Annotated in this window: 22 protein-coding genes; 7 read left to right on the top strand and 15 right to left on the bottom strand. The window is 57.1% G+C overall.

Annotation, left to right across the window (positions count from 1 at the left end; all coding sequences use genetic code 11):
• Nucleotides 1-90: 90 nt before the first annotated feature.
• The gene (locus VB780_RS00865) at nt 91-1,215 is read left to right on the top strand and encodes a type IV pilus twitching motility protein PilT (protein WP_073606465.1); all 1,125 of its coding nucleotides are present in this window, start codon (nt 91-93) and stop codon (nt 1,213-1,215) included.
• A gap of 254 nt (nt 1,216-1,469) precedes the next feature.
• Nucleotides 1,470-2,690, top strand: coding sequence for a type II secretion system F family protein (locus VB780_RS00860; RefSeq protein WP_323349248.1), 1,221 nt, complete (start codon nt 1,470-1,472; stop codon nt 2,688-2,690).
• Nucleotides 2,691-2,788: 98 nt separating this feature from the next.
• Here the strand turns inward: VB780_RS00860 and VB780_RS00855 are convergent, their stop codons facing one another.
• The 13 genes from VB780_RS00855 to rpaB all read right to left on the bottom strand — a co-directional run bounded on the left by VB780_RS00855 (nt 2,789) and on the right by rpaB (nt 14,576).
• Complete coding sequence (locus tag VB780_RS00855) at nt 2,789-3,943, bottom strand: geranylgeranyl reductase family protein (protein ID WP_323349247.1); 1,155 nt, start codon at nt 3,941-3,943, stop codon at nt 2,789-2,791.
• A 33-nt stretch (nt 3,944-3,976) separates the two neighbouring features.
• A complete protein-coding gene (locus VB780_RS00850; protein ID WP_323349246.1) occupies nt 3,977-4,963 on the bottom strand; it encodes a homogentisate phytyltransferase in 987 nt (328 codons plus the stop codon).
• Between the two features lie 94 nt (nt 4,964-5,057).
• Nucleotides 5,058-6,143 carry an AI-2E family transporter gene (locus VB780_RS00845; protein ID WP_323349245.1) on the bottom strand — a complete coding sequence of 362 codons (1,086 nt, stop codon included), beginning with the start codon at nt 6,141-6,143 and terminating at the stop codon, nt 5,058-5,060.
• On the bottom strand, nt 6,133-6,438 hold the full coding sequence (locus VB780_RS00840; RefSeq protein ID WP_323349244.1) for a DUF2288 domain-containing protein: 306 nt from the start codon (nt 6,436-6,438) through the stop codon (nt 6,133-6,135). The genes VB780_RS00845 and VB780_RS00840 overlap by 11 nt, the downstream gene beginning before the upstream one ends.
• Nucleotides 6,439-6,535: 97 nt before the next feature.
• Complete coding sequence (locus VB780_RS00835) at nt 6,536-7,198, bottom strand: lysophospholipid acyltransferase family protein (RefSeq protein WP_323349243.1); 663 nt, start codon at nt 7,196-7,198, stop codon at nt 6,536-6,538.
• Between the two features lie 39 nt (nt 7,199-7,237).
• Nucleotides 7,238-8,215 carry an ACP S-malonyltransferase gene (fabD, locus tag VB780_RS00830; protein WP_323349242.1) on the bottom strand — a complete coding sequence of 326 codons (978 nt, stop codon included), beginning with the start codon at nt 8,213-8,215 and terminating at the stop codon, nt 7,238-7,240.
• Between the two features lie 167 nt (nt 8,216-8,382).
• A complete protein-coding gene (locus VB780_RS00825) occupies nt 8,383-9,111 on the bottom strand; it encodes an amino acid ABC transporter ATP-binding protein (protein WP_416349193.1) in 729 nt (242 codons plus the stop codon).
• 176 nt (nt 9,112-9,287) lie between these two features.
• Nucleotides 9,288-10,199 carry a transporter substrate-binding domain-containing protein gene (locus VB780_RS00820; protein WP_323349240.1) on the bottom strand — a complete coding sequence of 304 codons (912 nt, stop codon included), beginning with the start codon at nt 10,197-10,199 and terminating at the stop codon, nt 9,288-9,290.
• A 56-nt stretch (nt 10,200-10,255) separates the two neighbouring features.
• Entirely contained in the window at nt 10,256-10,909 is a 654-nt protein-coding gene (locus VB780_RS00815; protein WP_323349239.1) for an amino acid ABC transporter permease, read from the bottom strand.
• Between the two features lie 40 nt (nt 10,910-10,949).
• Nucleotides 10,950-11,624, bottom strand: a complete 675-nt coding sequence (locus VB780_RS00810; RefSeq protein ID WP_323349238.1) for an amino acid ABC transporter permease — start codon at nt 11,622-11,624, stop codon at nt 10,950-10,952.
• Between the two features lie 138 nt (nt 11,625-11,762).
• Nucleotides 11,763-12,758, bottom strand: a complete 996-nt coding sequence (locus tag VB780_RS00805) for a beta-ketoacyl-ACP synthase III (RefSeq protein WP_323349237.1) — start codon at nt 12,756-12,758, stop codon at nt 11,763-11,765.
• A gap of 3 nt (nt 12,759-12,761) precedes the next feature.
• Nucleotides 12,762-13,796, bottom strand: coding sequence for a phosphate acyltransferase PlsX (gene plsX / locus VB780_RS00800; protein WP_323349236.1), 1,035 nt, complete (start codon nt 13,794-13,796; stop codon nt 12,762-12,764).
• Between the two features lie 51 nt (nt 13,797-13,847).
• Nucleotides 13,848-14,576 (bottom strand): response regulator transcription factor RpaB, encoded by a 729-nt coding sequence (rpaB, locus tag VB780_RS00795; RefSeq protein ID WP_323349235.1) that lies wholly within the window; start codon nt 14,574-14,576, stop codon nt 13,848-13,850.
• 642 nt (nt 14,577-15,218) lie between these two features.
• Here rpaB and radA point away from each other — a divergent pair.
• Together radA and grxC are read left to right on the top strand one after the other, a co-directional pair.
• On the top strand, nt 15,219-16,739 hold the full coding sequence (gene radA, locus VB780_RS00790; RefSeq protein ID WP_323349234.1) for a DNA repair protein RadA: 1,521 nt from the start codon (nt 15,219-15,221) through the stop codon (nt 16,737-16,739).
• Between the two features lie 92 nt (nt 16,740-16,831).
• Entirely contained in the window at nt 16,832-17,101 is a 270-nt protein-coding gene (gene grxC, locus VB780_RS00785) for a glutaredoxin 3 (protein WP_323349233.1), read from the top strand.
• Nucleotides 17,102-17,205: 104 nt separating this feature from the next.
• Here grxC and hpf read toward each other — a convergent pair whose 3' ends face one another.
• Nucleotides 17,206-17,856, bottom strand: a complete 651-nt coding sequence (hpf, locus tag VB780_RS00780) for a ribosome hibernation-promoting factor, HPF/YfiA family (protein WP_323349232.1) — start codon at nt 17,854-17,856, stop codon at nt 17,206-17,208.
• A 154-nt stretch (nt 17,857-18,010) separates the two neighbouring features.
• Between hpf and lipB the strand changes: the two genes are divergently transcribed.
• The gene (lipB, locus tag VB780_RS00775) at nt 18,011-18,694 is read left to right on the top strand and encodes a lipoyl(octanoyl) transferase LipB (RefSeq protein ID WP_323349231.1); all 684 of its coding nucleotides are present in this window, start codon (nt 18,011-18,013) and stop codon (nt 18,692-18,694) included.
• Here lipB and VB780_RS00770 read toward each other — a convergent pair.
• Nucleotides 18,663-19,250, bottom strand: coding sequence for a DUF721 domain-containing protein (locus VB780_RS00770; RefSeq protein WP_323349230.1), 588 nt, complete (start codon nt 19,248-19,250; stop codon nt 18,663-18,665). The two genes, lipB and VB780_RS00770, sit on opposite strands and share 32 nt — an antisense overlap.
• Before the next feature lie 178 nt (nt 19,251-19,428).
• On the opposite strand from VB780_RS00770, the gene VB780_RS00765 reads away from it, so the two are divergent.
• A complete protein-coding gene (locus tag VB780_RS00765; protein WP_323349229.1) occupies nt 19,429-21,009 on the top strand; it encodes a metallophosphoesterase in 1,581 nt (526 codons plus the stop codon).
• On the top strand, nt 21,010-21,606 hold the full coding sequence (locus VB780_RS00760; protein WP_323349228.1) for a DUF924 family protein: 597 nt from the start codon (nt 21,010-21,012) through the stop codon (nt 21,604-21,606). It begins immediately after the preceding gene.
• Nucleotides 21,607-21,648 lie beyond the last annotated feature (42 nt).

The following is a 21,648-nucleotide window of genomic DNA, read 5'->3' as shown; positions in this document are numbered from 1 at the left end:
CCCTACGGCACCAGTTGTTTTATCGGCTTAGCCTAAGTTTTTCTAACGCTAGGTTCTCTTGACGTTTCTCAACCCCCATGAGGTAGCCCTATGGAATTGATGATCGAAGACTTGATGGAAGAGGTGATTGAGCGGGGTGGCTCTGACCTGCACCTGTCTGCAGGATTGCCCCCCTACATCCGCATTAGCGGCAAACTCACCCCCACCGAGCACGAGCCGATGACCGCCGAGTCATGCCAGCGGCTGATCTTCAGTATGCTTAACAACACCCAGCGCAAACAGCTGGAGCAAACCTGGGAACTGGACTGCTCCTACGGGGTAAAAGGGCTGGCCCGTTTTCGGGTCAACGTCTATAAAGATCGAGGCACCTACGCGGCCTGTTTGCGAGCACTGAGTTCCAAAATCCCAAGCATGGATACGCTGGGGTTGCCCAACATTGTCCGGGAGCTGTCGGAGAAGCCTCGGGGTCTGATTCTGGTGACTGGCCCCACTGGTTCTGGGAAATCGACCACGCTGGCCTCGATGATCAACAATATCAACCTCACGCGGCCCGAGCATATTCTCACCGTTGAAGACCCGATCGAATTTGTCTATGAACCGATCAAAAGCCTGATCCACCAGCGCCAAATTGGGGAAGATACTAAAAGTTTCGCTAACGCCCTGCGCGCAGCCCTACGGGAAGATCCCGACGTGATTCTGGTGGGTGAGATGCGTGACCTAGAAACCATCTCGCTAGCCATTTCGGCCGCAGAAACGGGTCACCTCGTCTTTGGTACTCTGCACACCAGCTCAGCGGCCCAAACCGTTGACCGGATGATCGACGTGTTTCCGCCCGAGCAGCAGCAGCAGATTCGAGTGCAGCTGTCAGGTTCGCTGGTGGCGGTACTCAGCCAGACCCTTGTACCCAAGGCCAATCCTAAACCTGGCGAGTTTGGCCGCATTATGGCCCAAGAGATTATGGTGATTACCCCAGCGATCGCCAACATGATTCGAGAAGGTAAAACCCCTCAAATCTACGGTGCCATTCAAACCGGCGGTAAGCTGGCGATGCAAACCCTGGAAAAGGTTTTGGCCGATCTCTACAAAGCGGGCACCATTTCCTTTGAGGCGGCTATGTCTAAGACATCTCGTCCTGATGAACTGCAACGCCTGATTGGGGGAGCCCCGGCACCCAATGCCGCTGCCCGCCAGGGCGCTGCTGCCGGTCGCCATTAAAGCCCCAGGGCAACAACACCCCTAAGTAAACAAATAGGGCGCTCAGGGAAAATTAAACTGGGTGCCCTAGGCTGGATGTAAGGAGCAAAGATTACCCATTGCTGTCACCATCTTGGGGTAGCGCCGAGGTCTAAAGTGGCCATGCTGCTAGAGCACAGCACGTACCACGCGAGTTCAGGTAGATTTAGCGGGTTCGGCAAGCTGAACCCGTCGCTATAATTGCAGTACTTTCAAGCCATTGAGCTATTAGAGCCATGCCTACCTACGTTGCCATTGGTCGCGATACCAGCGGAGCCCAGCGCAAAGAGCGTATCTCCGCCGAGACTCCTAATGAGGCCCGCAATCTTCTCAAAGATCAGGGCCTCTATGTGATGGATATAAAGGAGGAAGCCGGGTTCAATATTGACCTGGAGAGCATTAAAACCTCCATGACCAAGGTGACGGTCAAGGATAAGGCAATCTTTTCCCGTCAGTTTGCTGCCCTAGTTAATGCTGGTGTCGCCTTAGTTCGGGGGTTGGGGGTGTTGGCAGACGACTGCGCTAACCCAAAACTCAAGAAGGCGCTGATGGCCATCAATGCTGACGTGCAGCAGGGCACCAACCTGTCTGACGCGATGCGTAAGCACCCGGCCTGTTTTGACAACCTCTATGTGGCGCTGATTCAGGCAGGTGAGGTAGGCGGCGTCCTCGATGAAGTGCTCAATCGTCTGGCCAAACTACTGGAAGATTTAGCCCGGTTGCAGAACCAGATTAAGTCGGCCATGGCCTATCCGGTAACGGTAGGATTTTTGGCGGTGATTATCTTTGTTGGTATGACGGTATTCTTGCTGCCGATCTTTGCCGATATGTTTGAGGATTTAGGGACTGACCTGCCGGCCTTTACGCAGATCATGATGATGATCAGCCGGTTTTTGCGCCAACCCCTGAACTGGGTATTTATGATAGCGGCGATATCGGCCTTGTCTTTTGCCTACAGGCGTTACTACGCGACCCTCAACGGGCGTCGGGTGATTGACCGTCTGTCTCTCAAGATGCCTCTGTTTGGCGATCTGATTCAAAAAACGGCTACCGCTCGATTCTGCCGCACCTTTGGTTCGCTTTCAAAGTCTGGGGTGCCTATCCTAACCGCCTTAGAAATTGTGCGGGACACGGCGGGTAACCAGGTGATTGCTGAAGCGGTGGATGAGGCCCGTAAAGATGTGCAGGGGGGCGGCATGATTAGCCTGGCGCTCCAAAAGCACGCGGTGTTCCCTGGTATGGCGATTCAGATGATCAGCATTGGGGAAGAAACGGGGGAACTAGACTCGATGCTGATGAAGGTGGCTGACTTCTATGAGGATGAGGTGGAACAGGCCGTGAAGGCTCTGACCAGCATCATGGAGCCGATCATGATTGTGGTGTTGGGTGGCATGGTAGGGTCGATTCTCGTATCGATGTACCTGCCAATGTTCAAAATTATGGATGCGATTGGTTAGAAGCCAGCGCCCCGTGGAGTTTGATTTCTGACAATCGTCTACACAAAAAAGCCGGGGCAAGGTGCCCTGGCTTTTTTGTGCCTATCGGCCCAATAGGGCTAAGATAATAGCCCTACGCTAAGCCGTTGGATAGCTCTGTGGGCGACCTCGCCATAGCTGAGCTCACCGCAGAATACTTTTACCATAGTTAGGGTGCTAGAGGGACGTTTCACCCCAGCACGATAGGCCAGGGCTGGGGCGCTGTAGACTAGGCGGGCTAAGCGTCTGGCCCAGCGCATTTCTTCGCCCCATTCTGTGTTCATGATCTGGCTATAGTCTGCTAAGGCTTGATGCCCTTTTGAGGCTGGGGGTTGATGATTGTCTTCTTGAAGCGCTTGGGCGATCGCCTCAGCCGCCTTTAGGCCGCTAAAGATAGACGGTCGGATGCCTTCTGCGGTAAACGGATCGACCACGCAGGCGGCCTCTCCCGCCAGCACGGCCCGGTGGGTATGTAAATCTTGAAACCCATCCCAGATGAAGATGGGGTGGCCAAAGTGCTGTACGGTGCTGGCATCGACATCGAAGGCGGCGGCATAGTCGGCAACCGGAGAGCGCAGGTCTTGCTTGCGCTGGGCACCCGAGCGAAATACGCCCCCGCCAATGGAGTAGCCATCGGCCTTGGGAAAATTCCACAGGTAGCCCTGCTGCATCAGGCCCAGGTCGAAATGTACTACGGGCTCATCAGGCACCTCTAGCCGAGGCTCAGCCTCTAGGGCAGCCGCGAGCTTGTACCGACGTTGGGAAAAGCCGAGCCACTTGGCCATCGCCCCCCGCGCTCCGTCCGCCGCGATTAAAAACCGCCCCTGCACTGGGCCTTGACTGGTGTTGACCTGCCAGAAATTTCCCTGGTTTTCGATGCTTTGGGCTTTGGTGCCATCCCAAAGAGTAGCGCCTTGTTTCTGAGCCTGCTGCACGATAAAGTGATCAAACTCGTCGCGCCGCACCATCCACAGAGCTTTTTCGGCGGGCAGTTCGGCTTCAATTGGGTCGCTCATATTGAAGGTGTAGCGCACCTTGCGCACCTTCACGGAAATGGCGGGGGAAAAGTCGAAGTCAAACCACTGGGCCACCTGGGGAGAGACGCCACCGCCGCAGGGTTTGTATCGGGGCAGTTTGGCGGCATCGAGCAGCAGTACCTGGTGCCCGGCTTTGCTCAGGTGGTAGGCGGCGGTGGCTCCGGCAGGGCCGGCTCCCACAATAATGCAGTCATACATAGGTTTAGATCCGTTGTACCGGCTTGCTTTGTCCTAGACCAGCCAGCAGGCCAGGGGAAACATCAGGTATTGCAGAAAAAATAGCTTCCAGATGAATTGGTAAAACCTAGGGTAGGCAAGGTTTTTTGGGGCGATGTCGGTCTGGCTGGAGTGGGGCACGCGGCGACTCATCCACCACAGGAGCGCCAGCACCAGCAGGTGCGACCCGGCCAAAAATAAGCGATTAACGCCCACCAGCCAGGGGGCGACTAGCGCCATGCCGAGGTAGCAGACGGTGAGAATGCCCAGGGCCAGGTTAAACACGTTGCGCTGCCCCAGTTTGAGCGACAGGGTGCTGATGCCGTAGCGGCGATCGCCCTCAATGTCGGGAATATCTTTGAAGAGCGCAATAGCGATGCTAAACAGCAGAATAAATGCCGTCAGTGCCCAAACTCGCCCAGGAATGGTGAGGGGAAGATTGAGGCGATCGCTAAAGTGCAGAAACAGCCCCAGATTCACGATGGTGCCCCGCACCGCCAAAATGCACACCGACGCCCAGAACGGAAACCGCTTTAGCCGCACCGGAGGCAGCGAGTAGGCGGTGCCGATGATCAGGCTGAGGCCCACGGTTGCCAGCAGCCAGGGGCCGCCCACAACCGCTAAACCCGCCGCCCCTAGGCCAGCCAGGCCCACAATCCAGCGGCCATCGGCGACGGAAAACTCTCCGGCAGCGAGGGGAAGGTGTGGTTTGTTGATGCGATCGATCGCAATATCTTCAAGCTGATTGAGCCCAACAATGTAGAGATTCCCCAAGAGACAAGCGACTACAGCTATTCCCACTGACTCCAGCAAAGTTTCGAAAAGAAGAGGATTACTAGCCAAAACAATGGCGGCAATGCCCACCACGCTGAGGCTGGTGCCAATGACGGTATGGGGACGCCAGAACTTCCAAAGGGCGTAAAGCCAAGGGCGGGGGGCTTGGGTAAAGCGCAGCCGCTTCCCCTGGGGCATAGAGGAGTTTGACGGGGCAGCGTTGGACATAAATCAATCAAACCTTATCGCCAGGGGTTCAGTGTTCTAGCTTATCGGCTGATGGCCGATTTATTGGTTTACTGGGGCGAGCCTGGGCTACTTTTTAGTCCTGGGTGGGTTTCCCCCGCATCGCTTCAATGTCCAGCCAGGTAACGATCACCCCGGCTACCGGCACGGCCAGAAACAGCCCCAGCACTCCCGCTACCGTAGCCCCTACAATCAACGCAAAGAACATAATCACCGGGTTGATATCCAGGGAATCTTTCATGATATATGGCAGCAGCAAATTTTCTTCGATCTGTTCTATAGCAACGCAAACGACGACAGCTTGAATGGCAAGCCATACCCCTTGAGACAGCAGCAGCAGAGATACAATCCCTATCCCCAGGGTGGCTCCAATGCCCGGAATTAAATTGAATGATCCGGCAATAATGGCGAGCACTAGCGGAAAGGGCATGCCCAAAAAGGCAAATACTGCAAAGGTAGAGGTGATAGAAAATAGGCCTAGCAGCAGCCGGCCCCAAAAGAAGCCCAGCAGGTTGTGCTGAATGACGGTATTAAATCGCAGTTTATTGCGAATGGGCAGATGGTCGAGTACCCACCACCAAATTTTGGCCCCGTCCAGCATCATAAATAGGGTCACGACCGCGATTAGGATTGCGAGAACTAGGTTAGCCAAGGTCGATTGCAGGAGCCCTAGCCCAGTTGTAAGAATGGCTACGGCCTGATTTTGTAGCTGAGGCTCTAGACCCTGCAAATCAACGGGCAAATTCAGCGTTTCTAACAGATCTTCGGCGGTGCTGAGCCACGGTATGACCGAGTCAGAAAAGTTTTGTACGCTAGTGGCAAGCTGCTGCCCCTGGCTCAGCACCGCCATGCCCAGGGTGAGGGAAAGGCCGACAATAATGGCCAGGCACGTGAGAAAGACGGCGATCGCCGCCACCCCGCGCGGTAGCCACCGGCTGAGCCAGGTGACCGGATGGTTGAGTAAAAAAGCCAGAATCGTGGCGGTAACAAACACCACGATCAGCACTTCAAAGTAGGCTAGCAGCTGAATTGCGGCCCAGCCGCTGGCAAATAACAGCAAGAACCGTACTAGAGTGCTGTTGTTCAAAGCGGCCCAGATAGTGTCTCTGCCCCGAGGCGGTGGGCTTGGGGCAGTCTCTTCCGGGGGTGCCTCAGTTTTCATAGGCTGAAGCTTCTTGCACAAGCACGAAGGGTTGCACAATCAAAGACTGAAACTGCTTTTTGGCAGTCTGATCCCACACTTCAAGCTGTAGGGGAGAGGGTTTAGTAATCAGGGCTTCGGCAATCCAGCGGTTGACGGCGGCGGTGTTGTCGGTGGCGATCGCCACCCCCACCTCGACTAAATTTAACTGGGGATCGACCACCACCACTGCGCCCCGATTAGCGTGGGGGCTAATCCAGGCCCAGTCGGCAGGGGCGAGCATATCGGTGAGTTCTTGTTTGAGGTCTTGGGACATGGGCTGGGGAGGGGCGATCGCGAGCTTTTTACAGGCTACCAGATGGGGCGGGGGGTGAAGGAGTAGGTGTGTAGATGGGTGAGTGGGGTGAGGGACTTTAGCGGCCAAGGTCGTGGAGGCGGTGAATCTCGGTGGCGCACTGGGTGGTGATGACCTCTAACCCTTCGCGGGCGGTGGAGGGGGGTGGGGCGATGGGGGCACCGATGCGGATGGTGAGGGGGGTGGGGCGGGGTACAGACGACCCCTTGCTGAAAATGCGCTGGGTGCCCCAGAGGCTGACGGGCAGCAGCGGCACCTGGGCTTTGGCCGCAATCAGCGCCGCGCCAATTTTGGGGTCAGGAATGCGGCCATCGGGGGTGCGGGTACCCTGGAGAAAAATGCCCACCGCCCAGCCCTGCTCTAGCTGCTTGAGGGCTTCGCGAATGGCGCTGCGATCGGCGCTGCCCCGCTTGACTGGGTAGGCCCCGTAGAGACGAATGGCCTGCCTGAGCACCGGTACCTTAAACAGCTCTTCTTTGGCCATATACGAAACGGGGCGGCGCACGGCGGCGGACAGCAGCGGTGGATCAAAGTCGCTGGCGTGGTTGGCGACCACTACCAATCCCCCAGTCTTGGGCACCTGATCGGTACCGTAGACCCGACCCCGAAAATATAGGCCCAGCATAGGGCTGACCACCGACCATTTAAACAGGTGGTACCACAGCAGGTTGACGGGGGGTTCGCGATCGCGGCTCATCTCTGGCCTATTCTGTAAAACCATCAAAGTCCTTTGACCTGGGGTAAGACCGTCGAATAAGTTTCAGCTGGCTAACCCGGCGACCTGCTCCAAATTGCCTACGTTGACCAGCGCTAGTTCTTTGCAGGTGCGCTTGGTCAACCCGGTGAGCACGTTCCCCGGCCCGACTTCGACTACCGTATCAATGCCCAGCTCTGGCAACGCCAGGGTAATTTCGCGCCAGCGCACAGAGTCGGTCATCTGCTGAACTAGTCGCTGCTTCAGCACCGATCCATCGGTGGAGGGGGTAGGGTCTACGTTAGAGAGCACGGGCACCTGGGCAGTGGCAAAGGGGATGGGTTCTAAGACTGCCTGAAACGTGGCGGCGGCATCGGCCATCAGCGGCGAGTGGAAGGCTCCGCTGACGTTGAGCTTTACCGCCCGCTTGGCTTTGACCCCTTCCATCACCGCAGTGACGGCCTCTGGGGTGCCCGAGATCACCACCTGACCGGGATTGTTGTCGTTGGCCAGCACCACCCCTGGAGTGGCCTCAATCTTGGCGGCGAGTTCGTCGGCATCAAAGCCCAGCAGAGCGGCCATCATGCCGTCAGAGGCTTGGGACATCAGCTCGGCACGGCGCTGCACCAGGGTCAGCCCGGCGGCAAAATCAAAGACTCCGGCGGTGTAGAGGGCAACGTATTCGCCCAGGCTGTGGCCCGCCACAACCGCTGGCTGGTGGCCCTGCTCCTTGAGCAAATCAGCCAAAATACTTTCGATGACGTACAGACAGGGCTGGGTATAGAGGGTGTTTGACACCTTATCGTCAGCGGCTTGAACCACATCGAGCACCGACCAGCCCAGGATGTTCTCGGCTTCGGCAAAGCGGGCTTGGGCCAGGGCCTCGGTGGCGAGGTCTGCCCCCATGCCGATCGCTTGGGAACCCTGCCCAGGAAACACCCATGCTGCGTTGGTCATGCCTTTACCCTTCTCGACTTGCGTGGCGATCGCGACCAGCCCCAATTCCTGCTCTGCTGCTATCCCTGCTGTGGGAATGGTGAGCAAAGCTGTTGGCGCTGCCCAGAACTACACAAGATACTGTCTCACAAAACGTTCCTTGAAACCGCCGTGGAGAGAAGCCCTGGGGTTGGGAATCCCCCAGGTCAATAGTTCCGCATCAACCAGAACCTGCCGGATCAAGGGGCCATCGGTTTACGGGGTTCTCGATAGCCCTAGTGCAAAATTTGGGACAGAAATTTCTGAATGCGCTCTTCCTTAGGGTTATTAAAAAAGTCGTCGGGGGTGGTGTCGGTCACCAGATGGCCTTCGGCCAAAAAGATGATGCGATCGGCGACTTCGCGAGCGAATCCGACCTCGTGGGTGACACACACCATGGTCATGCCTGACTCCGCCAAGTTGCGCATCACATCCAGCACCTCCCGCACCATTTCGGGGTCGAGGGCCGAGGTGGGTTCATCAAACAACATCACTTTGGGGCGCATGGCCAGGGCGCGAGCGATCGCTACCCGCTGCTGCTGCCCCCCCGAGAGCTGCCCAGGATACTTGTTGGCCTGGTGAGAAATGCCGACGCGATCGAGCAGTTCCATGGCCTGCTCTTCGGCCTCGTCCTTAGAGAGCCCGCGCAAGTGAATGGGCCCCAGGGTGACGTTTTTGAGAATGGTCAGATGGGGAAACAGGTTAAACTGCTGAAACACCATGCCCACCTCCCGCCGCACCAGCTCAATCCCCCGCTTGTCGTGGGAGATTTCGATGCCGTCGATTTCGATGCTGCCGCTTTGGTAGGGCTCTAGACCATTAAAGGTGCGAATAAAGGTCGATTTCCCTGACCCTGACGGCCCCATCAGCACTACGACTTCGCCTTTGTAGACAGTGAGGCTGACCCCTTTGAGCACGTGAAAGCCGTTGTCATAGTGTTTCTCGACATCCTTGGCCACGATCACCGGCTCTAGACCCAGGGTAGCTGTACCGGCCTGGCTGGTGTTGGGCTGAGAGTAAGCCATGGTTCAAATCCTCAGTAGGGTTTTGGGGAAGGGATGGGTCGCGGGTGGTGAAGCTGGGCCACAGACTGTAGTGGGCGGCTTTGGGCGATTCCGGGACGGATCGCTGCGCATTTGGCCTAGGATGCCGCCAGTTCCTCGGGCAGGGGTTCGCCAAACCAGGCCATAGAGATCTCATCTAAACGGCCCGATTGCTTCAGGTCAGCGATGATGGCATTAACTTCCTCCAGCAGCGGCTGATCGCCCTTGCGAACGCCCACATAGCAGGGCGAGTTTTTCAAAATAAACTTACTCTCGATCTGGCGATCGGGGTTATCGCGAATTAGCTTGGCGGCCACCACATTGCCCGTGGCAATCACATCCACCTGACCAGATATTAGCGACGATGCGGTGAGGCTGTTGTTGGCAAAGCGCTGGATATCGACATTGACCTCAGACTCTTCCACCAGTTTAGAAATCTCCAGATCTTCTAAAGCTCCTTGGGCAACTCCTAGGGATAATCCCTCAAGATTTTCAATCGCTTCAATGTCTAGCTCTGGGCCACCATAAATGCCCGAAAAAAACGGCGCATAGGGTTCAGAAAAATTGATAATCAGGGCGCGCTCGTCGTTTTTGCCCAGGCTAGAGATGATCAGATCTACCCGGCCAGTCTGCAAAAAAGGAATGCGATAATTGCCCACCACTGGAATCACCTCGGCTTCGACCCCCAGTCTTTCTGCAACGGCGTTGGCTATGTCGATGTCGTAGCCAATCGGCTGCATAGCCGTATTCACAAAGCCAAAGGGAGCAAAGTCGGCAGGCACCGCAATTTTCACCTTACCCGCCGCCTGAATGGTGGCTAGGGTTGACTCATCGGGGACGATATCGGCAATATCTGCGGCGGTAACGCGGGTGTTTACACTTGGAGGACTGGCCTCTGGATTTGAACAGGCGGCAATGCTGACCGTTAAAAAGAGGCTGAGGCAAAATAGTGCTGCCATGCGAGGCCAGCCTCGGGGAAACATGGCTTTTAATAAATCAGCTGTGGTCATCGATCCTGTTCCTCATCATGCATTTGACGGAAATATTTCACACGGCTTCTGATGCGCTAGCTGGTATAAGAAAGCCGCTTCTCTAGCCGTTGACTCCAGTTCGACAGGGGAAAACAAATAGCGAAATAGATTAGTCCCGCCAGACCAAAGATCAGCATAGATTGCAGCGTAACGTTGTTGATCAACGCCGCTGCACGCGAGAGTTCTGTGAAGCCAATGATAGAGGCTAGGGAGGTGCCCTTAATCACCTGCACCAAAAAGCCAACGGTGGGGGCGATCGCCAGCTTGAGAGCCTGGGGCAAAATAATCAGCTGAAGCTGCTTGAAATAGCCAAATCCAATGGCCGATCCGGCTTCCCATTGACCCTGGGGAACAGCATTAATAGAGCCGCGCCAAATCTCCCCCAGAAAGGCGCTGGTGTAGGCAGTGAGCGCAATGGATGCGGCCTGCAGCGGCGATAGATTGACCCCAGTTAGTACAGACAGGCCAAAAAAGGCCAGAAACAACTGTAAAAGTAGGGGTGTGCCCTGGAAAAACTCCACATAAATCCAGCTAATGCCCTTGATCCAGCGGTTGGGAGAAATGCGCATCAGAGCAATGATAAAGCCCATAGTGCCACCGCCAATAAAGGCAATCAGCGACAAAATCAGCGTCCACTTGGTGGCAATCAACAAATTGATAAAAATGCGTGAAAGGGTGAATTCATCCACAATATAAACTTCTCCTATAGGTGGATTTACCAATTGAGAGCTACCTTCGATATTTGGCAAATTCAAAGAAGCGCAGTTCGATTAGATAGGCCAGCCCTTTGATAATCCAGACGATCGCCAAATAGATCAGCGCGATGGTGAAATAAATTTCAAAGCTGCGAAAGGTGCGAGAATTCAAAAAGTCACCGGCGTAGGTCAAATCCTGCGCGGCAATTTGGGAGACAACGCTGGTAAACAGCACCGCCAAAATCACCTGCCCTACCAAGGCTGGATATACATTGGCCAAGGCCGGGGGCACAACAATGCGCCGAAAAACGGCCAGCTTGCTAAAGCCGATCGCCAGCCCCGCCTCAACTTGGCCTTTATCAATACTTTCTACCCCGGCCCGCACAATCTCTGTAGAATAGGCTCCAAAATTGATCGCCAGCGACACCACGGCGGCCTGCTCGGCGGTGAGCTTAAGCCCCAGACTGGGAAGGCCAAAGAAGATGAAAAAGAGCTGAATTAAGTAGGGCGTGTTGCGAATCACCTCAACATAAGCGAGGGCAATGCCGTTGAGAATGCGGTTACCCGAGGTTCGCAGTAGCGAGCCAACAACGCCGATGATGAGACCAAAGGCGATCGCCAGCAGCGCCATTCTCAACGTTAGCCAAGCGCCAGCCAACAGCAGTGGCCAATTTTCTGCGATGACTGAAAAATCAAAAGAATAATCCATCGCTCCCCACGGAGTACTTGGGGAGTTTATACAGGGTATCTCTGGGGGACTTTTGTATCTGATGTCACCGGTTCACGGGTGACCTAACTTTTCAGACACCAGAAAATCGGCGTTTCCCCTAGGAATGAGTGCTATGGGCTAGCCCCATCGGATGATGGCGGAACCCCAGGTCAGCCCAGCCCCAAAGCCAGCGGTGGCAATTACATCCCCGGATTTGACGTTCCCTGCCCGCACGGCTTCGTCGAGGGCGATCGGGATCGAGGCGGCAGAGGTGTTGCCGTGGCGGGCCATGTTGCTAACCACCCGCTCAGCGGGCAGGCCCAGGCGATCGGCTACCGCATCGAGAATGCGCTGGTTGGCCTGGTGTAGTATCAGCCAGTCGATATCGGCTGTGGTCAAACTGGCACGGAAAAGAGCCTTTTCAATTACTTCAGGAACGCGATTGACAGCAAACTTGTAGACCTCGCGCCCATTCATAGTGATGGGCGCAAAGCTGCCCTTCTGTACGGTAATATCTCCAACCAGGGAATCCGGCTGAGCTTGGTAAGCCAGGTTCAGGCAGTGATTCAAAGAGCCATCGCTGCACAGCTCGAAGCCGAGCAGGCGATCGCGCTCTGCCGCCCGCAGTACTACGGCCCCGGCCCCGTCGCCAAAGAGTACACAGGTGGTGCGATCGTCCCAGTCAGTCCAGCGGGAGAGCACGTCGGCCCCAATCACCACCACGGTCTTAAACACTCCTGTGCGAATGTATTGCGCCGCTGTGACCAGGGCAAATACAAAGCCGGAGCAGGCCGCAGTCAGGTCAAAAGCCACAGCGCGGGTCGCCCCCAGGGCTACCTGTACCCGGCAGGCGCTGCCAAACAGATCGTCAGGGGTAGAGGTGGCCAACAGAATCAGATCGACCTCTTCGGCTGCCACCTCGGCCATTCCTAGCGCGTTGCGGGCGGCCTCAGTCGCCAGCGCGGTGAGTGACTCGTCAGGAGCCGCAATGTGGCGCTGGCGAATGCCAGTACGGGCCGCAATCCACTCGTCGGAGGTATCGACCCGCTGGCTGAGATCGTCGTTGCTGAGCTGTACAGTTAGGCAGGCTGAACCGCTGCCCACCAGTGACACACCGGGCATAAACTGTTCCACGGGTTATTCTCCGTCTGCTGCGGGGATGGCCACCCGCTGGTACTGCGCCTGAATGCGGTCTTGAACGCGGTTATCAACCGCCTCTTTAGCCAGGCGAATGGCGTTAAACACCGAGGGAGCCTGGGAGCTGCCGTGGCTAATCACCGTCACCCCGGCCACGCCGAGCAGTAGGCCACCGCCGTGCTCAGCGTGGTCAACCCGCTGCTTGATGCGGCGCAGGTTGGGCTTCAGAATCGATGCCCCAATTTTGCCGCGCACCCCCTGAGGCAGCTCTTCGCGCAAAATTTGCAGTACCGACTCGCCCACGGCTTCAGCAAACTTGAGCAGCACGTTGCCCACAAAACCATCGCAGACCACCACATCAAACTGGCCCGAGAGAATGTCGCGACCCTCGGCATTGCCCGCAAAGGGAATGTTGGGGTTTTCTTCGAGCAGCTGGTGAGCTTTTAAGGCTGCGTCGTTGCCCTTGCTGGGCTCTTCCCCAATGTTGATCAGGCCCACGCGCGGATTGTCGACTCCTAGCACGTAGCGCGAGTAGATAGTGCCCATCATGGCGAACTGCTCTAGGTACTTGGGGCGACAGTCAACGTTGGCCCCCACATCTAGAATCAGCACCGACTTATTAGCGACCACAGTGGGAAACACCGCCCCGATCGCCGGTCGGTCAATGCCCTTAAGACGCCCCAAACGCAATAGAGCGGCGGCCATCGCTGCCCCCGAGTGCCCCGCCGAGACCACGGCATCGGCCTCGCCCCGCTTAACCAAGTCCATGGCCACGTTGATGGAAGCCTGGGGCTTTTTGCGCAGGGCGCTCAGCGGCTCTTCGTGCATTTCGATGCTGCCCTCAGCGGGCACTAGCTCAATGCCCACCAGCTGCTCAGGGCTGGCCGTGGATGCCTTAATTTGAGCGATATCGCCAACCAGGGCGACATCGACGTCGAGCTCGGCCTTGGCGCGCATGGCACCTGCAACGATCTCGCCGGGGGCGAAGTCTCCCCCCATGGCGTCAATAGCAATGCGTGCCCGGTTAAAACCCATCGGCTAAATCTATTAAAAACCTGAGGAAATTCTAGCAGACTACCCCACCGACTATTCTTCGCCGGGTTCCACTATGCGCTGAAACAGGTAGCCGGTGCCCCGAGCAGTGAGAATCAGCTCGGGGTTGCTGGGGTCATCTTCGAGCTTGGCCCGCAGCCGCGAGATGTGCACATCCACCACGCGGGTATCGACGTGGCGCTCGGGGGTGTAGCCCCACACTTCCTGCAAAATTTCGGAGCGGGAGAAGGGCTCACCAGAGCGGCTGACCAGCAGCTCTAGCAGGCTAAACTCCATGCCCGTGAGGCGAATGCGCTCGTCGCCCTTGTAAACCTGCCGCTTGTTGGTGTCGATGCGAATGGTGTTGACCGAGATCACGCCGGAGCTGGGGATGCCGGTCATACCGGTTTTATCGACCCGGCGCAGCACGGAGCGAATGCGGGCTTCTAGCTCCTTAGGGGAGAAGGGTTTGACAACATAGTCATCGGCCCCCAGTTCTAGACCGGTGATGCGATCGGCCACGTCTCCCAGGGCGGTGAGCATGATGATGGGGATGTCAGACTCTTTGCGCAGCTCTTGGCAGACACCGTAGCCGTCGAGCTTGGGCATCATCACATCGAGCACCACCAGGTCTGGGTCGGTGTTGCGAAAGGTCTCTAGGGCTTCTTCGCCATCGGCGGCGGTGACCACGTCGTAGCCAATCATCGACAGGCGAGTTTCGAGAATGCGGCGAATGCTGGCTTCGTCGTCGACCACCAGAATTCTTTCTTTGTTATTTTCCAAGGCTCTCAAGGCTCCCTACATAACGTCATATTCTATAAACAATCGCAACGTTTAATAATTAACTTTTGAAAGCTAATTAAATGCCCTCCAGACGCAGACGTTGAGTCCTGCCTGTAAGGCAGCTACAGATCCCAATCTGACGTTGGCATGGTCGATGGCGCTGCACAATCGCGGATATTGCCGAGGCAGTCTCCTAAAACGCTGCAAAAGTAGGGGCGACGACGTCTGCTTATTCTATGTGTATTGATTCATGCCGCAAGCGTGGAACCTCTGTGCTTCAGGCTTTTTTAAGGTTTATTGCAGAGCAGCGGCAGTTTCTCAGGTTGATGGCGCTCTGTCGCCGGCCTCAAGTCTCTAATCTTTTTCATGGAAGCTGCTGTATACCCCATCGTCTCTGCGGCTGAATGCTCAAGATCCCCCGAGGCCTCGCGTCCAGACTGCTCGATTAGCCCTCTTGGGAAGGGGGCGATTTCTCTAGGGCAGCTCCATGGGCTGTCTATTCGTGAGAACTATACCATTAGATCAGAGATACTATAAATTCGGTTTCTTGCCCAGGCCATGACTCGCGCCGCTAAGCCAAGCCTACAGAAGCCGGATTGCTGAAGACCTTCCATGGGGAGGGAAGCCGTTCATAGAAAGACCATGGCTAAATCGCGCTCAATTTTTGTCTGTAACGAATGCGGGGCTGAGTCGCCCCAGTACTTTGGCCGCTGCCCCACCTGCAACAGCTGGAACTCAATGGTGGAGCAGGCCCAGCCCGCGAAGGAGGCCACCCCTCGGGCCGCGGCGCTGGGGCGCAGTCGAGGCGGGGCGACTACTGCCAAAGCCAGCCAGCCGCGCCTGGCGATGACCCTAAGCCAGATCCAAGACCACCCCCAGGCGCGGCTGGCTTCGGGCTATGGCGAGCTAGATCGGGTGCTGGGGGGCGGCATTGTGCCGGGGTCGCTGGTGCTGCTGGGAGGCGACCCCGGTATTGGCAAGTCAACGCTGCTGTTGCAGGTGGCAAATCAGATGGCGGCGCGGCAGCGGGTGCTGTACGTGTGCGCGGAGGAATCGGGCCAGCAGGTGAAGCTGCGGTGGCAGCGGTTAGGGCCGGTGGAAAGCGGTGGAGTAGAGGGCAAGGGGGAGAGTTTCAAAGGGAAAAAGGGAAGAGGGAAGAGGGAAGAGGGAAAAGAAGAGGCGGAGCTGGATGAGTTTGAGGCGGCTGGGGTGGAGGCGGTGGATTCGCAGCTGTTTTTGCTGCCAGAGATTGATTTAGAGACCATTTTGATGGAGTTGGAGTCGCTGAAGCCGACGGTGGCGATTATTGACAGTATTCAGGCGTTGTACTATGCAGCGCTGACCTCGGCACCGGGGTCAGTGTCGCAGGTGCGGGAATGTACGTCGGCGCTGATGCAGCTGGCGAAGCGGTCGAATATTTCTCTGTTTATCGTTGGGCACGTGACGAAGGAGGGGGCGATCGCAGGCCCCAAAGTTCTAGAGCACCTCGTCGATACAGTGCTCTACTTTGAGGGCGATCGCTTTGCCAGCCACCGCCTGCTTCGGTCGGTGAAAAACCGGTTTGGCGCTACCCACGAGCTGGGGGTGTTTGAAATGGTCGATCGCGGCCTAGCAGAAATTAGCAATCCTTCGGCACTTTTCCTTGGCAACCGCGATGAGCAGGTGCCGGGCATTGCCACGATTGTGGCCTGTGAGGGCACCCGGCCCCTGGTGGTGGAGCTGCAATCGCTGGTTAGCCCCACCAGCTATAGCTCGCCCCGCCGATCCACAACAGGGGTGGAGTACAACCGGCTGCTGCAAATTTTGGCGGTGTTGGAAAAGCGAGTGGGCATTCCTCTCTCGAAGCTGGATGCCTATGTGGCCTCGTCGGGCGGGCTAGCGGTGGGGGAACCAGCGGCGGATTTGGGGATTGCGATTTCGGTGGTGGCTAGCTTTCGCGATCGCCTCGTCGATCCAGAACTCGTGCTGATTGGCGAAGTGGGTCTGGGCGGCCAGGTGCGGCCAATTTCTCAACTAGAGCTGCGGCTGAAGGAGGCGGCGAAGCTGGGCTTTAAGCGGGCGATCGTGCCCAAGGGACAGTCGGTGAGAGTAGAAGGGCTGGAGATTGTGGAGGTGTCGCGGGTGGTGGATGCGATCGCCCATGCGCTGAAGGGGAGTGGGTGAGGGAGATGCCTATCGAACTGTGGACGTAACGACAGCGCCAAGAAGACTAAAATAATGTAAAGAACCTTAAAGACCGCCTTTGGAGGTGCGCCATGACCCCTAACGTCGAAATTTACACTTGGAGAAGCTGCCCTTTCTGCATTCGCGCTAAGAGATTGCTCGACCAAAAGGGTATTGAATACACCGAATACGCCATCGACGGCGATGAGGCGGCCCGCAACAAAATGTCTGAGCGGGCTGACGGGCGGCGATCGCTCCCCCAAATCTTCATCAATGATCACCACGTCGGTGGCTGCGACGATCTCTTTGCTCTGGACGCGAAGGGCGGGGTCGAGCCTCTATTAGCGACTTCTCCGGCTTAATCAAACCGCTGACGGGGAAAGAACCCTGCATTCTGGTCTTGCCCACAACAAGCCCCAGCCTTCAAGAGAAAGGCTGGGGCTTGTTGTGACACTGATCAACAGGACTAGCTGTGGGCAGCGGCCTCAACCCCATGACTGGCCTTAGTGCCGTTGTGGCTGTGGCCGTTTTGGTTGGGCTTGCGGGGCTGAATTAGCCCATAGCCACCGTGGTTGCGCTCGTAGATCACGTTGATTTCTTGGGTTTCGGCATTGAGAAACATATAGAAATCATGGTCAACCAAATCTAGCTGCTCTAGAGCTTCGGCTACGCTCATGGGAGCCATCGCAAAATACTTACTGCGAATGACCTCTTCGGGTAGCTGAGGCTCGTTGGTGCTGAGTACATGGGTGACATCGGTGGTTGGGGCTTCGTTGAGGTAAGCCTCGGTGGTTTTGCCCAGGTTGCCCTGCATGCGGGTGTTACGTTTTTCTTTGAATTTGCGCAGCTGGCGGCTAATTTTGTCGGCTACCAGGTCGATGCTGGCATAGAGATTTTCGCTGCTTTCTTCGGCTCTAACAACGGCTCCGTCTACGAATAGAGTAACTTCTGCGGACTGATTGGCCGCTATGCGGGGGTTGCGGGCTACGGATAGATGGACGTCAACCTCGTTGGTCAGGTGTTTGAAGTGGCTCACCGCCTTGAGGATTTTTTGCTCTACATGCTCCCGAATCGCGTCTGTGATCTCAATATTTCTGCCATGGATTACCAGCTTCATAAAGCGGACTCCTTGATACGTCGGCTCATGGCTTCACCCTAACACCTTGTATTCTGCACAACAGCGTCCGTTAGAATCCTTTGCATGGGTTGATAATTCTTGATTGCAAAACCCTGAAAAATAGACCATTTCCGCTGATTTACCCTTGACAAGAATGGAGCAAAACTACGGGAAATCAACGCTTACCTGCGATGTCTATGAGCTGGGGGTGATGCCCTTTGCCGAGGTTTGGAGATTGCAAAAGACCCTGGTACAGCGCCACCGTGAGCAGCCCCAGCCCGATCACCTGCTCTTAGTCGAGCATCCCGGTGTCTACACCCTGGGCCAGGGTTCAACCCTAGATCACCTCAAGCTACCGGCTGAGAAATTGCCCTATCCCCTGTTTCGTACTGAGCGGGGGGGCGAGGTCACCCACCACTGCCCCGGTCAGCTGGTGGGCTACCCCATTCTCAACCTCAAGCGGCACCGGCCCGATCTGCACTGGTACCTGCGCCAGCTTGAGGAAGTGCTGATTCAAACCCTGGCACAATTTGGCGTGAGTGCAGAGCGGCAGGCCGGGCTGACTGGGGTATGGGTGGGCGACCAGAAGCTGGCCGCGATCGGCATTAAGGTGAGTCGCTGGGTGACCATGCACGGCTTTGCGCTGAATATTTGTCCCGACTTGACAGGATTTCAGGCCATTGTGCCCTGCGGCATTGCCGACAAATCGGTGGGCAGCCTGGCCCAGTTTTGCCCAGGTATTACCGTGGAGGCGGTGCAGCCAGTGGTGATCACCAGCTTTGCTCAGGTGTTTGGGGTTGAACCCGTCATACAGAATGTCGACCAACTGGGCCTTTGAGCCCTTTGACCGCGCAAATGCTGCACCGGCCCCAGCGCTTGAGTTCCCCCGTGGGGCAGTGGCAGTGGCACTGGGGGCAAAGGGGCTGCTGGGCAGCCAGTTGTTGGGTCATGCCCGCCCAACGATCAAAGCTCTCTTCGGGGGTCTCGGGGCGCTGGGTGGATCGCGGGATCGCGCGAGGCTCATAGCTGGGGTGCTGCCGCAGCCATTCCGGCAGTTCTGCGGCGGCCGGGGGCGCAGTGGTTTTGCCGGATTTGCTTTGTCGGTACCAGTCGCCGCTCGAAAAGCGAATGTCGCTGAGGTTGAGATGGAGGCGATCGTTGAGTTTGGCGAGAATCCGCCGTCGCTCTAGCGTCAAGGTTTGCGCCCACATGGGGTTGACCACCGCCACATGCAGTACGTCTTGGTCGAGCCGCACCGGGGCGGCCTGGCGGGCAACGCCTTCCCCCACTACGGCAGCCCAACCGTTGAGCACCTGGCGAAACTGGCCTCGGCTGCGCCAGCGAGGCTGCTGCTCAAACTGGTGAATGACGTTGTGAATTGAGTCGAGGGGCATGGGCGATCGCAATTTCCATTGCTGGAAAGGTTTAGCTTAGCCTGCATCAGTTCGACCGTGGCCGCGATCGCAGACTAGAGCCTCGGCAATTTTGGGGAAGTCAGACTACTCTAAAATTAGGGCTCGTTTACTATTGGGCCAGCCTTAATCACCGCCGCGCCAACTTATTCGCAGACCCATGTCTTCCATTCTTGACCCGCCCATTTTGACCAAAGTCGCCAAAATGAAGGAGCGGATCTGCTGGCAGCATCCGACCCTAAGGTCGCGGCGCATTGACCAGACCCGGCTTATTTTGGAGGATGGCCGCAGCGACGACCGAGAATTTTCGTTTTTGGTAATTGGCGACAGCGGCTCTGGCCCCCACACCGATCACCATCCCCAGCGGCGCATTGCCGAGCAAATGGTGCCCCATCTGCAAGACTGCCGCTTTCTGCTGCACACGGGCGATGTGGTGTACCAGGTGGGCTCTAGCGAGCAGTATCCAGACAATTTCATTAAGCCCTATCGGGAATGGCTGGTGGGGGGCGATCGCCCCGATCGCATCGCCTTTGACGAGATGCTGTTTCGCTTTCCGTTTTTGGCGGTGCCCGGCAACCACGACTACTACAACCTGCCGAGGCTTTACGGCATTTTGGTGCAGCTCACCCGGCCCATTCGCAAGCTGCTGGGGCTCAACCTCAACCCCAATGTGGGCTGGCGGGGATCGGGGGTAGGCGATGCCTACGCCCGCGCCTTTCTCGACTATTTGCGGACTCTCTCGGACGACGAGCTGGTAGCGCACCTCGATCGCCACTACGGCCCGTGGGACGAAAAAACTCTGGGGCTGCGCTACCAGCCGGGGCAGTTTACCCGACTGCCCAACCGCTACTACACTTTTTGCTATGGCGGCATCGACTTTTTTGCCCTCGATAGCAGCACCTTTAACGACCCGGCCCTGTCGCCCCAGCGGTCGAGTAATGCGGCCCACCGCCAGCGGTTACTGGCCCAGCGGGAGGCAATTCAGCGCCAGCAGCAGCAGGTGCGCGATGAAGCTATGCACCTGCAACGCACCGACCCCCATGCCCAAGAGCGCCTAGACGACCTTCAGGCCAAGGTGGAGCAGCTCGATGAAATGCTGCTCGATATTGAGAAACAGGTGCATCCCGGCCCCACAACGCTGGTCGATACAGAGCAGCTGCTGTGGCTGCGGGATGGGCTGATTGCCTCCTGGCGCGATCGGGCGGTGCGGGGGCGAGTTTTGTTCTTTCACCACCCGCCCTACGTGACTGAGACCACCAAGTGGGGCCAGGGGCAGACGATGGCGATTCGGCAAAACCTGCGCTGGGTGCTCGATCAGGTGGCGGCGGCGGTGCCCGAGATTGGCACTGGTCGCCCGCCGGTCAACTTGGTGCTCAACGGCCATGCCCACTGTTTTGAATACCTGAAAACCGAGGCTACAGGCTATGCCGATAGCCACATGAACTGCGTGGTCTGCGGCGGCAGCGGCCTCAGTCTGCGGCGGCAGCGCCCCGAGGGCACCATGCTCTACGAGCCGCTGGGGGCCGACCCCGACGGACAGATGGAGTTTAAGCTGGTGGCGAAGTCACAACTCTACATGGGTCTTACCGGCCATAAAACCGAGCGGCGACGGCCCTATTCCTTTGTGCGGATCGATGTCACCGGGGATGATGTGCCCCAGTTTATTCTGACGCCCCATATTTCGGAGCGATCGCACCAGAACTGGCAAGACTATGCGCTGGATCCGCTGGTGCTGGAGTAAATGGGGCAGCAGATGGAGAGGGCGGCGGAGATTCTGCGGTTTTGGTTCGGTAATCCAGAGGATTCTGACGGCGAGTATGGCCAGCAGCGCCAGGTTTGGTTCAAGAAAGATCCCGGTTTTGATGACAGAATTCGCCGCTGTTTTCTGACTGATTATGAGCGGGCTGCCGCTGGTGATCTGAAAGCATGGCGGCATGAACCGCGCCCCTGCCTAGCCCTGGTGATTTTGCTAGATCAGTTTCCGCGCAATCTGTTTCGGGGTGACGCACGGAGCTTTGCCAGCGATCGCGCCGCCCGAGACACCGCCGACCACGCCCTGGCCCAGGGCTACGACCAGCAGGTTTTGCCGGTGGAGCGCATCTTCTTTTATTTGCCGCTGGAGCACAGCGAAAATTGGGCCGATCAGGAGCGCTCGGTGGCATTGGTGCGATCGCTCCACGCCGCCCACCCCGAGTTTGAGTCCACCCTCGACTACGCCCTGCGCCACCGCGAGGTGATTCAGCGGTTTGGCCGCTTCCCCCACCGCAATGAGATTTTGGGCCGAGAAACGACTCCAGAAGAGGCGGAGTTTTTGCAGCAGCCGGGGTCGAGGTTTTGAGCGATTTTGGATTGGTGATTTTGGGTTTTGGAGAATTGATCT

Origin of the sequence: Leptolyngbya sp. CCNP1308, assembly GCF_034932455.1 — a bacterium.
GTDB lineage: Bacteria > Cyanobacteriota > Cyanobacteriia > Phormidesmidales > Phormidesmidaceae > Nodosilinea.
This window is presented reverse-complemented; position numbering and strand designations above follow the sequence as displayed.

Bases quoted from the DNA above. Each gene is read 5' to 3' on its own strand.
- VB780_RS00865 (WP_073606465.1), top strand. From the start codon at position 91: ATGGAATTGATGATCGAAGACTTGATGGAAGAGGTGATTGAGCGGGGT.
- VB780_RS00860 (WP_323349248.1), top strand. From the start codon at position 1,470: ATGCCTACCTACGTTGCCATTGGTCGCGATACCAGCGGAGCCCAGCGC.
- VB780_RS00855 (WP_323349247.1), bottom strand. From the start codon at position 3,943: ATGTATGACTGCATTATTGTGGGAGCCGGCCCTGCCGGAGCCACCGCC.
- VB780_RS00850 (WP_323349246.1), bottom strand. From the start codon at position 4,963: ATGTCCAACGCTGCCCCGTCAAACTCCTCTATGCCCCAGGGGAAGCGG.
- VB780_RS00845 (WP_323349245.1), bottom strand. From the start codon at position 6,143: ATGAAAACTGAGGCACCCCCGGAAGAGACTGCCCCAAGCCCACCGCCT.
- VB780_RS00840 (WP_323349244.1), bottom strand. From the start codon at position 6,438: ATGTCCCAAGACCTCAAACAAGAACTCACCGATATGCTCGCCCCTGCC.
- VB780_RS00835 (WP_323349243.1), bottom strand. From the start codon at position 7,198: ATGGTTTTACAGAATAGGCCAGAGATGAGCCGCGATCGCGAACCCCCC.
- VB780_RS00820 (WP_323349240.1), bottom strand. From the start codon at position 10,199: ATGACCACAGCTGATTTATTAAAAGCCATGTTTCCCCGAGGCTGGCCT.
- VB780_RS00810 (WP_323349238.1), bottom strand. From the start codon at position 11,624: ATGGATTATTCTTTTGATTTTTCAGTCATCGCAGAAAATTGGCCACTG.
- plsX (WP_323349236.1), bottom strand. From the start codon at position 13,796: ATGGGTTTTAACCGGGCACGCATTGCTATTGACGCCATGGGGGGAGAC.
- radA (WP_323349234.1), top strand. From the start codon at position 15,219: ATGGCTAAATCGCGCTCAATTTTTGTCTGTAACGAATGCGGGGCTGAG.
- grxC (WP_323349233.1), top strand. From the start codon at position 16,832: ATGACCCCTAACGTCGAAATTTACACTTGGAGAAGCTGCCCTTTCTGC.
- hpf (WP_323349232.1), bottom strand. From the start codon at position 17,856: ATGAAGCTGGTAATCCATGGCAGAAATATTGAGATCACAGACGCGATT.
- lipB (WP_323349231.1), top strand. From the start codon at position 18,011: ATGGAGCAAAACTACGGGAAATCAACGCTTACCTGCGATGTCTATGAG.
- VB780_RS00770 (WP_323349230.1), bottom strand. From the start codon at position 19,250: ATGCCCCTCGACTCAATTCACAACGTCATTCACCAGTTTGAGCAGCAG.
- VB780_RS00765 (WP_323349229.1), top strand. From the start codon at position 19,429: ATGTCTTCCATTCTTGACCCGCCCATTTTGACCAAAGTCGCCAAAATG.
- VB780_RS00760 (WP_323349228.1), top strand. From the start codon at position 21,010: ATGGGGCAGCAGATGGAGAGGGCGGCGGAGATTCTGCGGTTTTGGTTC.